Origin of the sequence: Thioclava arctica, from assembly GCF_040892615.1 — a bacterium.
In the GTDB taxonomy this organism is placed as follows: domain Bacteria; phylum Pseudomonadota; class Alphaproteobacteria; order Rhodobacterales; family Rhodobacteraceae; genus Thioclava; species Thioclava arctica.
The window spans coordinates 14,868-28,457 of sequence record NZ_JBFRYC010000020.1; the positions used below are offsets into that span (position 1 = coordinate 14,868).

The window sequence follows — 13,590 nt, forward strand, 5'->3', positions numbered from 1 at the left end:
TCGCGCGTTCAGCCCTTGGCGACCTCGGCGGCGGCAGCAGCAAGTGCGCCGCCCCCATGCGCGATCGCCAAGGCCTGCATCCCGGCCTCCATGGTGGCCAGCGCCCCCAGCGTCATATGGGCGTTCACATGCCCCATATGCGCGACGCGCAGGAAATCATTGGCTTCGGGCGTGCCCGGTTCGGCCATGCCCAAGCCAATGCCCAGCGTCACACCTGCCTCGGTTTCCAACCAGCGCCGCAAGCGCTGCGCGCCACCGCCGCCAATACGCGCCGCCGTCACTGAATGGGCGCGATGGCTGCGCTCTGGCACGTTCAGCGTGATATCCCCGCCCTGCCCCCAAGCCTCGAACGCGGCCCAGACCGCGCGCGCAAGCGTGGCGTGACGCGCCCAGATATGGGGCAAGCCTTCCTCGTCGAGGATCATCTTGAGCGATTCATCCAGCCCAAACAGGTGATGTGTCGGGGCGGTGCCGCCGAAATACTGATAGACCAATTCGGGGAACGCGCGCGGCTGCCAGTTCCAATAGGGCGTTACCAGACCGGCTTTCTTGCTGACCTCATTGGCCTTGTCGGAAAACCACACAAAACCCAGACCCGGCGGCACCATCAGCCCCTTTTGGCTGGCGGCGACCATCACGTCGACACCCCAATCATCCATGCGGAATTCATCGCATCCCAACGAGGCGATCGCATCGACCATCAACAGCGCCGGATGCCCCGCAGCGTCAATCGCCGCGCGCACCCCTGCAATGTCGTTGCGCACGCTCGTTGCGGTATCGACTTGGGTCATCAACACGGCCTTGATCTGATGGCCGGTATCGGCGCGCAGAGCGGCCTCCACTTGGGCCGGATCGACGGGCGTCTTGATCCCGAAATCGAGACGATCAACCTCGATCCCCATCGCCGCTGCCGACTGCGCCCAGATATTGCCAAACCGCCCCGTGATCAGCGCCAGCGCTTTGTCACCACGCGAAAAGATATTGGCCAGCGAGGCCTCCCACGCGCCATGCCCGTTGGCGATATAGATTGCGACATGGCTGGTGCTCATCGCGACGCGGCGCAGACCATCCGCGACCCGCGCGGCAAGCTGTTCAATATCACCCTCGTAGATATTGGGCGCAGGCCGATGCATCGCCGCAAGCACCCGGTCTGGCATGGTCGAAGGGCCGGGTATGGCAAGATAGGGACGGCCTTGGGACAAGCTCATTTGGAAACTCCGGCGTTGAAAACGCTCTATCGGTAATCGGGCGCGTGGGGGGCGTCAATCGCTCCTATGCTTGCGCGCGCCCCCTCTCTCGCGTTAATGCCTATCCCATCCCGCGCCCAAAAGCGCTCAACTCGCAGGACCACCTTGGCCGCTCAACCTGATCCCTATAGCTCCAAGCGCCTTATGAGCCGGATGTGGCGCGACTATTTGCGCCCCCATTGGCCGATGATGGCACTCGCCGGGCTGCTGCTGACCATCGAAGGCGCGACGCTTGGCGCGCTCAGCTGGATGCTGAAGCCTTTGTTCGACAAGGTGTTCAGCGAGGGAAACTCGAGCCTGCTATGGTGGGTCGGCGGCGCAATTTTCGGGCTATTTCTGATCCGCGCCGTCACCTCGATCGCGTCGCGCACTGTGATGGCGCAAGTCGCCTATGGCACCAGTTCGGCGCTTCAGGTTGATCTGCTGCGCCATATGCTGCGCCTCGATCAGCGGTTCTATAGCGACAATTCCCCGGGCGATCTGATGGAGCGCGTGCAGGGCGACACCAGAGCGGTGCAAGGCGTCTGGCAGGTATTCATCACCGGCGCGGGGCGCGATACGGTGGCGCTTGTTTCGCTATTCTCGGTCGCGATCTCGATTGATCCGATCTGGACGCTATGGGCAATCATCGGCGCGCCGCTGTTGATTTTTCCCGCAGCGATCGTGCAGCGCTATATTCGGCGCAAGACACGCCAGATGCGCGAACGGTCCTCGGATCGCTCCACCCGGCTGGATGAGGTGTTTCACGGCATCGCGGCTGTCAAACTCAACGGGATCGAGGATTACCAAGCCAATCGCTTTGGTGCTTTGGTGAACCATATCCGGATCGCGATGCTCAAGGTCACGGCGACGCAGGGCACAATTCCGGCCCTGATCGACGTGGTTACTGGGTTCGGCTTTTTCTTGGTGCTGGTGCTCGGGGGGCGTCAGATTATCGAGGGCGAACGGACCGTCGGCGAGTTCATGTCGTTTTTCACCGCGATGGCGCTGGCATTTCAACCGCTGCGGCGTTTGGCGAACCTGACGGGCACTTGGCAGACAGCTGCCGCCAGCCTTGAGCGCATTTACCGGCTGTTTGATACCGCGCCCGGCATCACCTCGCCGGCACATCCCCAAGCGATGCCGCTTGAGAAGCGCATCGTGCTTGACGACGTGCGCCTGCGCTATGGCGAAAAGGATGTTTTGCGCGGCCTGAGCTTCGTGGCCGAGCCCGGACAGACGACCGCGCTGGTCGGCCCATCGGGCGCGGGCAAAACGACGGTCTTCAACCTGCTCACCCGGCTCATTGATTGCGAAAGTGGCGAGATCACCTTGGGCGGAGTGGCGATCGAGGCGCTCGACCTGAGCGAGCTGCGCGCGCAGTTTTCAAGCGTGTCGCAAGACGCCGCACTTTTCGATGAATCGATCCGCGAGAACGTGCTGCTCGGGCGCACGGATGTGGACCCGCAGACCGTGCAGCGCGCCTTGCAAGCCGCCCATGTCACCGAATTCACCGATGCGCTGAGTGATGGCATCGACACGCAAGCCGGGCCGCGCGGATCGGCGCTGTCGGGCGGGCAACGTCAACGCGTCGCCATCGCGCGCGCCGTGCTGCGCGATGCGCCGATCCTGTTGCTGGATGAGGCGACCTCGGCGCTGGATACCGTCTCAGAGGCGAAGGTCGCCCAAGCGCTGAGCGATCTGAGCAAAGGACGCACCACCCTGGTGATCGCGCATCGCCTGTCCACCGTGCGCAACGCCGACAAGATCGTGGTGATCGTTGACGGGCGCGTCGTCGAGCAAGGCACACATGAGACGCTGCTTGCCCAAGATGGCCCCTATGCAGGCCTGTGCCGGATGCAACTTCTCGACTAGGGCTGGCAGCGCGGCCAAAGCCACATATATCGAGTGCAAAGGAGGCCAGAATGCCCATGCGCCAGCTTTATGAGATTACCGGCCCGGACCGCGAACATTTCCTGCAAGGACTGGTCACGAATGATCTGCGCCTTCTGGCGCAGGGGCCAATCTATGCGGCGCTTTTGACGCCGCAGGGCAAGTATCTGGCGGATTTCTTTTTGATCGCGCAGGACGAGGCGATTTTGCTCGATATTGATGCGTCAATCGCCGAGCCCACAATCAAACGGTTGTCGATGTATAAGCTGCGCGCTGATGTCGCCATCGCCCCTTCTGCGCTGCAGGTCTATTGCGGCACCGGCCCCGCCCCCGTGGGGGCTTTGCCGGATCCGCGCGATCCGGCAATGGGCTGGCGGCTCTATGGGGCACAATCGGGCGATGACGGCAGCGATTGGGATGCGATCCGTGTCGCGCACTGCATCCCCCAGACCGGAATCGAGCTGACACCAGACACCTATATTCTGGAGGCCGGATTCGAGCGGCTTCACGGCGTCGATTTTCGCAAAGGGTGCTATGTCGGCCAAGAGGTGACGGCGCGCATGAAGCACAAGACCGAACTGCGCAAAGGCTTTGTGCGCGTTGCCGTGCAAGGGAGCGCGCAACCCGGAGACGAGATCACCGTGGAAGGGCGCAAAGTCGGGCAGTTGTTCACCCGCGCCGGAGATCACGCGATCGCCTATTTGCGCTTTGAACGCGCCGAGGCCGGAATGATGGCTGGATCGGCGCAGATCACATTAATATGACTCCTGCGGCAGAGCGGTTTTGACAAAGGTCAAGACCTGCCATTCGCTTTCTACGTGAGCGTGTTTGGCGCGAAACGTATGATGCAATATGCAAATCCTCAGCCGAGTCAGAAAAATCTTCCACGGGTCAGGACCTTGACAAATATCATGCAACATTTTGTTTTATATAAATAAAATTATGCTTTTCAGGGGCGGCCTGCGGCGAGTTGCGGGACCAATATACCCTTGAAATCTTTGGACCCTCTCTTAAGTGGAAAAGCGAAATGCGTTGCTCTCTGAGAGATATGCAATCCTTGGCGGGTGTGCTATGCATCGTGCGCATAGCTGCCATGTGTCAAGGACCGTATCGAATCGGCACCAAACGGCCATAGATGGCCGTCACACCGAGAAACGCAAGAGCAATAACAAAGGACGGAAACATGCGCGATTTTGTTGATGGCTCGGCCTTCAATTACGAACAGGGCCAGCGGGCCCGCAAATTGTTTGCCGCCGTAGTATTGGCCGCTCTCGACGATGCGATCGCTGATGACAAGAAATACGGGAATGGTCCCGAACAGATTGCTCGTTGGGCGCGTTCGCGCGACGGTCGTGAAGTGCTGTCTTGCGCTGGCATTGACCCCAATGAACGGGTTGTCACTGGGCTGATGGATTTCGTGTCCAAGGGCGTGCGCACGTCGGTGGCACTGTCGCGCGAGGAAAGCGAACGTCGGATGGCAGCAAACTCGGATGAGGCGGAAGCCGCCTGATCAGCGACTAAGGAACCTGTATGAAAAACGGCGCACCCCGAGATGGGCGCGCCGTTTTCTTATGTAGACACATGCGCGCGCTGCGGCGCTAACGAGCGTTATTCAAGATCGCGGCCGATAAGGGCGCGTTGGATTTCACGGCGCACAAGCTTGCGCACGTTGCGCGTGATCCGTGCCCCCATTGCGCCTTGCAGTTCTTTGCGGATCAAGTCTGACACCAGCGCATGCAGCGCCTCTTCATCGATCGGCAATGCGGCATCAATCAGATCACTGTCATCCCCTGCCCCATCTTGGTCGAGATCAGCCAATTCCGGGAACTCATCCTCGATCGCGATATCTTCACGCATGGTTTCATAGCTCGAGGCGCGCTGCGGCCCATCAAAATGGACCTCGGCCGCATCGCCCAGATGGAGCCGGCGCGGTGCGGCGCCCGTCTCGACCAGTTGCGCGTCTTCGATCCTAGCGACGTCAGAGAGATCAGGCCAATGCGGATCGTCCTGCGCACTCTCGGCCCAATCGCCATGCTGGAGATCCGGGTCCATCTCGGACGGATCGACCGCGTTATCGGCAGGCGTCACGTCTTCCGTTGTCGCAGGCTCCGGAACGGATGGCGCGCCCGCTTCGCTATCGGCCACCTCATCGACGGGCGCATCGAACAGCGCCGCGTCAGGCGCCTCAGAAATCAACGCCGCCTCGTCAAAGCTTTCGGGCAGATCGGCCAACGGTGCCATGCCATCTGCGACAAAGGGGTCGCCGGTTTCCGATTCAAACTCGGTCTCGCTCAAAGACACTTCTGCCTCGAGTCGTGCAATCGTATCCTCAAGCCGGGTCAATTCATCGCCCAAACCAGCCCCGTCGGAGGGCAGTTGCGCCACGAGCGTCTCGGCATGTGGCCAGTCTTGAGCGGCGCTGTCGTCGAAGTCAGGCTCCCAATCTTGCGGCGCACTCATCGGTGCCGTGCGACGCCCAGTCGCGGCCAGATCGCTTTGTAATCCGGAGACGGACCCGGGCGCGACCTCTCCAACAGGAGAGCCATGCATCTTTTCAGGACTGTTGACTTGCGTGTTGTAAGTGTTGGCCCCGGGCGTCTCACTCACCTCGTCTGGCGCGTCCTGCGTAACAAGCTGCGCGGGCGTCAAAACCAAGGTATCCGGCGCGGATGTCAACGCCTTCACTGTCACAGAGGGCCGCGTATCCTGCGACACGAGCCGCCGGATTGAGGAGAGCACATCTTCGATTTCGGGTCTGGTTCCGGTTTCAGCCATCGTAGCGCCATCCTGAGGCGCAAAGCGGCGCCTGTCCAGTCTCAGTATATAAAAGAAATGCGCCGTTCGACACGGGCTTTCTACAGCAAAGCCCGAAAACAGCGAGCAGGCGCGGCCAGTATGGCTCCGCGCCCGCCACGCAATCAGTTCTGGCCAATGGCCTGCAACACACGATCAAGTCGCTTGCCCTGCGGGCTAAGCGTGATCGGCGCATTATGCACCGCGTTATAGTAAGCAGCTGGATCATAAGTCGGGATCCCGAGTTTGAGGTTTTCTACCGTCAACAAACCCATAGCCGACAAAAGTTGATAATATGCTACCTGCAATGTGGCCGCGGCATTGATCCGCCCTGCTTGTGCATCGAGCAAATCCTGTTCTGCCGACAGCACGTCCAGCGTGGTGCGTGCGCCCAAAAGCGCCTCTTCCTTAACACCATTATAGGCGGTGCGCGCTGCCCTGATCTGCTGATCATAAGCCGTGATTTGCGCGCGCGCGATGTCGATCGCGGCCCAGGCATTGCCCACACCTTGCGTAACCGTCACGCCAGCTTGGCTAAGCTGTGCGCGCGCCGCTTGTGCATTCGCGATCGCTTGACGCTGCCCCGAGATCAGTCCGCCACCCGCATATAGCGTCTGGCTCATTCCGATATTGGCCGAAGTGCCACGCACCCCGCCTTCGTCAAGACCAAAGCCCACCGTGCCGGTCACTTTCGGCATGCGGTTGGCTTTTGCGAGAGACACACCAAGATCATAAACGGTGACCGTGTGCTGAAGCTGTTTGATGGTAGGCTGGCTGCGCAGCGCAATCGCGCGGGCCGCATCCAACGATTTTGGCAATGTCGGTGCTTTCGGGAAAGCGGCCAAATTCTTGGGATAATGGCCGGTTGCTGCCTTGAAAGACTCGCGTGCCGTGCGCTGGTTCCCCTCTGCCGACGCAAGCGATGCGCGCGCCGAAGCCAACTGAGCTTGCGCCAGCGACACGTCGGTCTTGGTGACTTCGCCCACTTCAAAACGATCGTTTGACGCTTTGAGTTCCTGGCTCAGCACCCGCACCGAGTTCTGGTTGATCGCGACCTGCTCAGAGGCGCTTTTCACATCGGAATAGGCCTGGATCGCGCTCAGCAGCACTTGCTGTTCGATCGAGCGCAACGCCTCACGAGTGGCAAGAACAGTTTCTTTCTTCATCTCGACCGCGATACTGTTGCGGCCAAAGCTGAGCAGCGTCATCGACGCCCCAAGCGTGGTCGAGGCAACGCGCGACGTCACCGACCCACCTGTCGTAGGCGAGATATTGGTGTGCTGCAAACTATAGTCGGCGGTCCATTGAATAACGGGGCGCAGCGCGGCTACGGCCTGCGCGACATCCTCGTCAGCGGCGCGCAACGTAGCGCGGTTTTGTTCAAGCAGGTTGGAATTTCGGTAGGCCGAGACCAGCGCATCCGCCAGCGTTTCGGCGCTTGCAATGGCAGGTGCCACCATCAGCATCGCCGAACTCGCACCCAGAAAAATAAATGTCTTCAAACCCTTACGAAGCATGCCTCTGCCCTCGACCTTTGTTCGCGCCAGTTCTACGCACCGGCATTCGTGGCCTATAAGTCTACACCCTAAGCCTGCTGAATCAATTCACGCCTTTTACTAGTTGAAAAGATGTGCCTTTCAGAGCACGAAGCCGTGGTCCCCAACAAATCCCGGTAGCACCGGCGCGGTGCCGTTGAAGATATCGCGCCAGTTGATTTGGTCGTCGATTTTGTAGCCGATCCGAACGACTCCAAGTGCGCCTTCCATGAAGATGGCCGCAATACGTCCACCCTCTTTCAGTTGATCGAGAATCGCTTCGGGCACTCGCTCGACCGCACCTTCGATAATGATCGCGTCATACGGCCCGTGACGCGCGGCCCCAGCGGCCAGATCGCCGGGCACGACAGCGACGTTATCCGCCCCGATATGCGCCAAAAGCCCCTCGGCCTGCGTCGCCATATCTTCGACATCCAGCGCGACAACCGCTTCGGCAAGGCGCGCGATGACAGCCGAGGAATATCCAAGACCACAGCCAATATCGAGCACCAGATCATCAGGCTGCAAATCAAGCGCATCCAGCATCTTGGTAAAACTGCGCGGTTCCAGCAGAACCCGACCCGGCGCGATTTCCAGATTTTCGCCGATATAGGCCGCTTCACGCCGCCCGGCAGGCACGAACTCTTCACGCGGAACATGAAGCATGGCTTCGATGATCGGGAACTTGGTTACGTCGCTGGGGCGAACCTGCGTATCCACCATCATGGTGCGGCGCGTAGCGAAATCTTGCATGGTGTGAACTCTTCGGTGTGAAACCTTCAAGTCAGGTTTTGCCATAGAACCCCCCACGGGGCAAGAAGCGCCGGTCCCACCACGTCACATGCAGCGCACACCCCGCGCGCAGCCCACGCACAATCGCAGCATCCCCCTCAGATGCCTCTTGCGCGAAGTCAAACGATGCCGTAATTGATCGCGCACACCACGGATGGCGAGTTGGCGGAGTGGTGACGCAGCGGATTGCAAATCCGTGTACAGGAGTTCGATTCTCCTACTCGCCTCCACTACTTAGCCGAATTTCTGGGCCTTGGTTTACAGGTCGGTTTACAAAACCGACCCGAATTTTGCCTTTCCTGCTGACAATTTGATCGCCCGATCATAGCCTGGCCGCATGGCAGGCGAGGACTGGAGCGAGTCGGAGAATGCGGTGATCGTGGCCGATTACTTCGCCATGCTCGGGTATGATCTGTCAGGGAAGCACTATAACAAAGCGGCGCACAATAGAGACCTACAATCACAGATCGCAAGGTCGCGTGGCTCGATTGAGTTCAAGCACCAGAACATCTCGGCCGTTCTCATGGGATTGGGCGAAACTTGGATCGCTGGCTACAAGCCCGCCTTCAACTTCCAGGCTTCGCTTGAAGACGCGGTAAACCGTCAGCTTCAAAAGCAAGGCGGCTGGATCGTGCCGCCCACACACATGAACACCAGCACTTTCCACGAAGCCGCCCCCCTTTGGCCCGAGCCGCCCCCGACACAGCGCAATACGCCTCCGCCCGACGAACTTGAGCAGATGCTTGGTGTTGCGCGAAAGTTCGACGTCGCCGGGCGTGATTCGCGCAACCGCGCGCTTGGCAAGATGGGAGAAGAACGGGTGTTGCTCCATGAACAAAGCGCGCTGCGATCCGCCGGGCGCGACGACCTCGCCCGAGAGATTGTCTGGGTGAGCGCCGAAGAGGGTGACGGTGCGGGCTATGACATCCGCAGCTTCACCCCCCAGGGTAAGCCCCGGCTAATCGAAGTTAAAACGACGAATGGCTGGGAGCGCACCCCGTTTCACATCTCTCGCAATGAGTTAGCGGTGGCCGAGGACCAACGAGAGGATTGGGTGTTGTTTCGACTTTACCAGTTCTCACGCGGCCCTCGGGCTTTCGAGCTTCGGCCACCGCTCGACGCACATGTCTCTTTGACGGCTACGTCATTCACGGCGCGTTTCGACTGATCCGTTACTTCGAGTCTTCAGATTCGCGCCGTGCAGCAGTCAGCTTTGCAAGAACCTCATCGGCCACCTCGGGCACGATCGCCGCATATTTCTCGATGATGTTTGCCGCATGACGCAACCCCCATCCCATCGTCACAGCAATCTCGTTCAGCGAGCAACCCGCGCGCAGCAACTCTGTCGCAGCCGTGCCGCGCATATCATAGAGCCGCAGTTCATCGCGGATATGATACAGTGTAGTATTTGTTGCAGCCGCCGCGTTTGCCCTTGCCTTAAGGTCGCGCACAATCCCCGATGCGCGCTCGGGCTGAAGGCGCCGCCCATCGAGAGAGACAATCAGCTGTTTCTGCTCGTTTGGCGTCTCATCGATCAGCTTTGCAAGCGCGGGTGTCACAGGAATTCTGGTCACCTTTTTCGACTTTAACCGCTTGAATAGCAGGCGGCGGCCCTTCGGAGTGTTCTGGACGTGATCGCGCGTAAGAATGCCAATATCTTGCGGCGCAAGACCGCCCTCAGAGGCAGCAATCTGAATAGCCCCTAGATTCGTAGACGCCTTCTTCCCTAATTTTGAGGCAAGGAGGCCGAGATGGGCAAAGGCAATTTCAGCGACGAGTTCAAGCGAGACGCGGTCGCGCAGATCACCCAACGTGGCTACCCGGTTTCGGAGGTTTCGCAGCGGCTCGGGGTGAGCGCGCACTCTCTCTATGCATGGAAGCGCAAGTTCGCGAAGGCGTCGTCCGGCGAGACGGAGAAGGATGCTGAGATCCGGCGTCTGAAGCGGGAACTGACGCGGGTGACGGAGGAGCGCGATATCCTAAAAAAGGCCACCGCGTATTTCGCCAGGGATGCCAAGTGAGATACGCGTTCGTGGCCGAGCATCGCGGGCAGTTCTCTGTGCGGGCGATGTGCCGATGCTTGCGCATCCAACCGAGCGGCTTCTACGCTTGGCTGAAGACCCCGCTGAGCAAGCGGGCCCAAGAGGATCTGCGGCAGACCAGGATGCTGAAGGAGGCGTGGGTCGAGAGCGGCAAGGTCTATGGTCACCGCAAGCTGCACGACGACCTGATCGAACAGGGCGAAAGCATCTGCGTGAACCGTGTTGCCCGTCTGACGAAGCTGGCTGGGATCAAGGCTCAGATCGGCTACAAGCGCCGCCCCGGTGGGTATGGCGGCAGGCCGTCGGTCGTCGTCGACAACACTCTCGACCGGCAGTTCAACGTGGGGACACCGGACAAGGTCTGGGTCACCGACATCACCTACATCCGCACGCAGGAGGGCTTTGCCTACCTGGCGGTCGTCATCGATCTCTTCTCGCGCCGCGTGGTTGGTTGGTCGATGCAGAGCCGGCAGACTACGGACGTTGTGTTGCAGGCTCTGCACATGGCCGTCTGGCGCCGCAAGCCGAAGGGAAAGGTTCTGATCCATTCGAACCAGGGCAGCCAATTCACCAGCATGGACTGGGCCGCGTTCCTGCGAGGCCACAATCTGGAGCATTCGATGAGCCGTCGCGGAAACTGTCACGACAATGCGGTTGCCGAGAGCTTCTTCAACCTTCTCAAGCGCGAAAGGATCAGGCGCCGGACCTACAAAACCCGCGAACGGGCCCGGCAGGACGTGTTCGATTACATCGAGATGTTCTACAACCCGAAGCGCAAGCATGCGAGAAACGGGATGCTGTCGCCCGTCGAGTTCGAACGGCAGCGGAAACTGAGACCCGAAGGCGTCTAGAAAACGCGGGGCTATTCAAATGAACAACGCCTATGTCAAGAAACAGACCAAGCTTTTGCGTGAGGCCGCTGAGAGCGCGGATGAGCTTTGGAAGATCAGTGTTGAGAAATCGGCGGATACGGCTGCCAAACAGAAAGCCGCCGAGGCCGCTGCAATGGCGCTCGCGCAAGAGCGTAAAGACATCGAGGTTTTGCGCAAGAAGACCGCGCAGATCGCTGAGCAAAATACAAGACGAGAACAGGATATCTTGCGACGCGAACGGGAGGTTTGTGCTGCGGAGAAATTGCTCAAATCAGAACGACAAAAGGTATCAGTCGCACAACAGCAAGCCGGCGAAGATGCGCAGGAAGCTGGTGCCATTCTTGCAACGGCAAAGCTCATCGCGACCGGCGACATTGAACCCGACGAAATTGATGCAGCACTCGCGCGGGACCGCAGGGCGGATCACCCCGAGCATGCCGCGATGTTGGCAAAGATGCGTGCCGTCCCCAAGGCGGCATTGCATGTCGCTGGGATCTTTGGAGCAGCATTGTCGCGCATGCGTCGTAAGGCGAAAAAAGAGGCCAATGCGGAGCTCGAAAGAGAGCGGAGCCAACTTATCAAGGGGCTCAAAGCGGTCGATAGCGTTGTCGCGATCGCATCCCGCTTGATCAAAACCTTCGTGCCGCCAAATCAGCAGGACCAAGAGCGCGGCAAGCTAAAGGAAACCTTAAAGGACGTGGCGCGGGCAAAGGTTCCCATAGAACGCAGCCGCGACAAGGCGCCAGACCGGGACGATACGCGATGAGTATCGCCCCGGCCAAAGCAAACGTCAGAGGAGGATCATGTCTTTCGCTCTGTCGGACACGCGTCACTTGCCCCCGCTTCCCTGTCGCTCGCGTCTTCAGGCGTATCAGGGTCTCGATGTTGGCCCAGTCACGCACTAGTGTAGCCCTAAGGGCTTAGAAGACCCTACTTCGACCTTGAGCCCAGGGAAGTCGTTGTACTCAAAACTCTCTGGACGAGGGATATTCGTCACTGATTTGTTCCGACAAAGAAAATCAAAATAGGGCCGACCGGGGGCCGGTGTGCGGAAGCCTGCCTGATAACCTCCAAAACAGGCCACACCCGAGGGCAAGGAACTCTGTTCTCAAAACAATAAAATCAAAAAAAATCAATACATGCATCAAAAAAATCTTAAACAATCAAATTTTTGATTGACTCTGATCCAATCTGCTTGTTGTCTAAAGGCAATCCGTCACCGGTGGAGCACGAACGTGAAAGATGATCGCCTTCTGGAAATTCGCAAACTTCTGTATGCTGATGGCACGTCCTCGGTTCAGGATATTGCTGCGGCCGTTGGCGCATCGGTGGCGACGGTGCGCCGCGATCTTATCATGCTGGAAGCAAATGGTATGATCAGCCGTACGCGGGGCGGAGCAAAGATCGCCAACTCATCTGGGCAAGAAGTAGCTTTCACTCTGCGTGAACAACAAATGCTTGCACAAAAGCGTGCGATTTCGGATCTGGCTTTTGCGCGGCTGCGACCGGGCAGCTCGGTTTTGATGGATGCTGGGACAACCGTCTTACAGCTAGCACGCTGCATCCGTCTGCGCCCGATGCCGCTTTCGGTTTTCACCAATTGCATCCCGGTGGCGCAAACCCTGATGGATGTACCCGATGTGAAGATCACGCTTTTGGGGGGCGTGGTTCGTAGTGAGAATGCATCAATGGTTGGTACGCTAATCGAGCGCATGCTGGACGAATTGTGGTTCGATCAGCTCTTTCTCGGTGCGGGCGCGCTGGCCGACGATTGCTGTATTTACACGCTCGATGAAGCTGAGGCCCGGCTGAACGCGCGGATGATTGCGCGATCTTCGGAGCGAATGCTTCTGATCGACTCTACTAAATTCGGACATCACCTAACCTACCGGGTCTCACCCCTGCGCGACACACTGAGTGTCATCACGGACATTGGCTTGCCGAGCGAGTGGCGGGGCCGCCTTGCCGATTCTGAGATCGATTTTGCCCTAGCACCGTTACTGGAAAACCATCAAGGTGAGGGCTGACATGGGCCTTATCTTCGGTCTCGACAGCGGTGGCACCAAAACCCTGGCCGCGATTGCCGATGGCAACGGCGCAGTTCTGCGGCTCGTAACCGCAGGCAGTCTTGATCCGCTGGCCGTACCCAGCTGGCGCGCACGGCTTGACCAAATTGTGTCCCAATTGACTGAAGGTCTAACGGCGCCCGTCAAAGCCGCAGTGCTTGGTCTGCCATTTCACGGCGAGATCGCCGAAGTTTCACAGGCACAAGACGAGACTACAACAGGGCTTTTCGACTGCCCGACCGTCGTCGAGTGAGCCTCCCCCTTTGAAGTGGTCCGCCCTTATAGTTAGGAAAGCGGAGGACCAAGAATGGCGATTAAGAGACCCAAGCCCGAAGAGATTGTCGTGAAGTTACGGCAGGTTGAGGTGCTGA

The 13,590-nt window shown here is 59.2% G+C and carries 13 protein-coding genes and 1 tRNA gene; 9 read left to right on the forward strand and 5 right to left on the reverse strand.

The features are described from left to right. Positions 1 to 8 precede the first annotated feature (8 nt). Complete coding sequence (locus tag AB4874_RS18555) at positions 9 to 1,208, reverse strand: pyridoxal-phosphate-dependent aminotransferase family protein (RefSeq protein WP_368393099.1); 1,200 nt, start codon at positions 1,206 to 1,208, stop codon at positions 9 to 11. Positions 1,209 to 1,400: 192 nt separating this feature from the next. Here AB4874_RS18555 and AB4874_RS18560 point away from each other — a divergent pair, with 192 nt between their 5' ends. From AB4874_RS18560 to AB4874_RS18570, 3 genes are all read left to right on the forward strand, one after another. Beyond that, positions 1,401 to 3,101: an ABC transporter ATP-binding protein gene (locus tag AB4874_RS18560; RefSeq protein WP_438273503.1), complete on the forward strand. Its 1,701-nt coding sequence runs from the start codon at positions 1,401 to 1,403 to the stop codon at positions 3,099 to 3,101. Between the two features lie 50 nt (positions 3,102 to 3,151). Next, positions 3,152 to 3,883: a CAF17-like 4Fe-4S cluster assembly/insertion protein YgfZ gene (ygfZ, locus tag AB4874_RS18565; RefSeq protein ID WP_368393101.1), complete on the forward strand. Its 732-nt coding sequence runs from the start codon at positions 3,152 to 3,154 to the stop codon at positions 3,881 to 3,883. Positions 3,884 to 4,302: 419 nt separating this feature from the next. Further along, complete coding sequence (locus AB4874_RS18570; protein ID WP_295536902.1) at positions 4,303 to 4,629, forward strand: DUF6280 family protein; 327 nt, start codon at positions 4,303 to 4,305, stop codon at positions 4,627 to 4,629. 98 nt (positions 4,630 to 4,727) lie between these two features. On the opposite strand, the gene AB4874_RS18575 is transcribed toward AB4874_RS18570, so the two are convergent. The 3 genes from AB4874_RS18575 to AB4874_RS18585 form a co-directional block, all read right to left on the reverse strand. Further along, complete coding sequence (locus AB4874_RS18575; RefSeq protein WP_368393102.1) at positions 4,728 to 5,894, reverse strand: hypothetical protein; 1,167 nt, start codon at positions 5,892 to 5,894, stop codon at positions 4,728 to 4,730. A 143-nt stretch (positions 5,895 to 6,037) separates the two neighbouring features. After that, entirely contained in the window at positions 6,038 to 7,429 is a 1,392-nt protein-coding gene (locus AB4874_RS18580) for a TolC family outer membrane protein (RefSeq protein ID WP_295536898.1), read from the reverse strand. Between the two features lie 120 nt (positions 7,430 to 7,549). After that, on the reverse strand, positions 7,550 to 8,200 hold the full coding sequence (locus tag AB4874_RS18585; protein WP_295536897.1) for a protein-L-isoaspartate O-methyltransferase family protein: 651 nt from the start codon (positions 8,198 to 8,200) through the stop codon (positions 7,550 to 7,552). 195 nt (positions 8,201 to 8,395) lie between these two features. Between AB4874_RS18585 and AB4874_RS18590 the strand changes: the two genes are divergently transcribed. Both AB4874_RS18590 and AB4874_RS18595 read left to right on the forward strand, forming a co-directional pair. After that, a tRNA-Cys gene (locus tag AB4874_RS18590) sits at positions 8,396 to 8,469 on the forward strand. Between the two features lie 107 nt (positions 8,470 to 8,576). After that, positions 8,577 to 9,407 (forward strand): protein NO VEIN domain-containing protein, encoded by an 831-nt coding sequence (locus AB4874_RS18595; RefSeq protein ID WP_368393103.1) that lies wholly within the window; start codon positions 8,577 to 8,579, stop codon positions 9,405 to 9,407. 4 nt (positions 9,408 to 9,411) lie between these two features. Here the strand turns inward: AB4874_RS18595 and AB4874_RS18600 are convergent, their stop codons facing one another. Then, on the reverse strand, positions 9,412 to 10,101 hold the full coding sequence (locus AB4874_RS18600; protein ID WP_368393104.1) for a tyrosine-type recombinase/integrase: 690 nt from the start codon (positions 10,099 to 10,101) through the stop codon (positions 9,412 to 9,414). On the opposite strand from AB4874_RS18600, the gene AB4874_RS18605 reads away from it, so the two are divergent. The 4 genes from AB4874_RS18605 to AB4874_RS18620 all read left to right on the forward strand — a co-directional run bounded on the left by AB4874_RS18605 (position 9,991) and on the right by AB4874_RS18620 (position 13,472). Beyond that, positions 9,991 to 11,132 (forward strand): IS3 family transposase gene (locus AB4874_RS18605; protein WP_368393105.1). Its coding sequence is split into 2 segments (ribosomal slippage): positions 9,991 to 10,231 and positions 10,231 to 11,132, totalling 1,143 coding nucleotides; the frame shifts between segments, so codons are not numbered across the junction. The genes AB4874_RS18600 and AB4874_RS18605 overlap by 111 nt on opposite strands. Before the next feature lie 19 nt (positions 11,133 to 11,151). Beyond that, a complete protein-coding gene (locus tag AB4874_RS18610) occupies positions 11,152 to 11,919 on the forward strand; it encodes a hypothetical protein (protein WP_368393106.1) in 768 nt (255 codons plus the stop codon). 409 nt (positions 11,920 to 12,328) lie between these two features. Beyond that, entirely contained in the window at positions 12,329 to 13,180 is an 852-nt protein-coding gene (locus AB4874_RS18615; protein ID WP_368393108.1) for a DeoR/GlpR family DNA-binding transcription regulator, read from the forward strand. Between the two features lies 1 nt (position 13,181). After that, on the forward strand, positions 13,182 to 13,472 hold the full coding sequence (locus AB4874_RS18620) for a hypothetical protein (protein ID WP_368393109.1): 291 nt from the start codon (positions 13,182 to 13,184) through the stop codon (positions 13,470 to 13,472). Positions 13,473 to 13,590: the final 118 nt, after the last annotated feature.

What these genes read in the sequence shown, in the direction of transcription:
- AB4874_RS18555 (WP_368393099.1), bottom strand. Translation starts at nt 1,208, where the DNA reads ATGAGCTTGTCCCAAGGCCGTCCCTATCTTGCCATACCCGGCCCTTCG.
- AB4874_RS18560 (WP_438273503.1), top strand. Translation starts at nt 1,401, where the DNA reads ATGTGGCGCGACTATTTGCGCCCCCATTGGCCGATGATGGCACTCGCC.
- ygfZ (WP_368393101.1), top strand. Translation starts at nt 3,152, where the DNA reads ATGCCCATGCGCCAGCTTTATGAGATTACCGGCCCGGACCGCGAACAT.
- AB4874_RS18570 (WP_295536902.1), top strand. Translation starts at nt 4,303, where the DNA reads ATGCGCGATTTTGTTGATGGCTCGGCCTTCAATTACGAACAGGGCCAG.
- AB4874_RS18575 (WP_368393102.1), bottom strand. Translation starts at nt 5,894, where the DNA reads ATGGCTGAAACCGGAACCAGACCCGAAATCGAAGATGTGCTCTCCTCA.
- AB4874_RS18580 (WP_295536898.1), bottom strand. Translation starts at nt 7,429, where the DNA reads ATGCTTCGTAAGGGTTTGAAGACATTTATTTTTCTGGGTGCGAGTTCG.
- AB4874_RS18585 (WP_295536897.1), bottom strand. Translation starts at nt 8,200, where the DNA reads ATGCAAGATTTCGCTACGCGCCGCACCATGATGGTGGATACGCAGGTT.
- AB4874_RS18595 (WP_368393103.1), top strand. Translation starts at nt 8,577, where the DNA reads ATGGCAGGCGAGGACTGGAGCGAGTCGGAGAATGCGGTGATCGTGGCC.
- AB4874_RS18610 (WP_368393106.1), top strand. Translation starts at nt 11,152, where the DNA reads ATGAACAACGCCTATGTCAAGAAACAGACCAAGCTTTTGCGTGAGGCC.
- AB4874_RS18620 (WP_368393109.1), top strand. Translation starts at nt 13,182, where the DNA reads ATGGGCCTTATCTTCGGTCTCGACAGCGGTGGCACCAAAACCCTGGCC.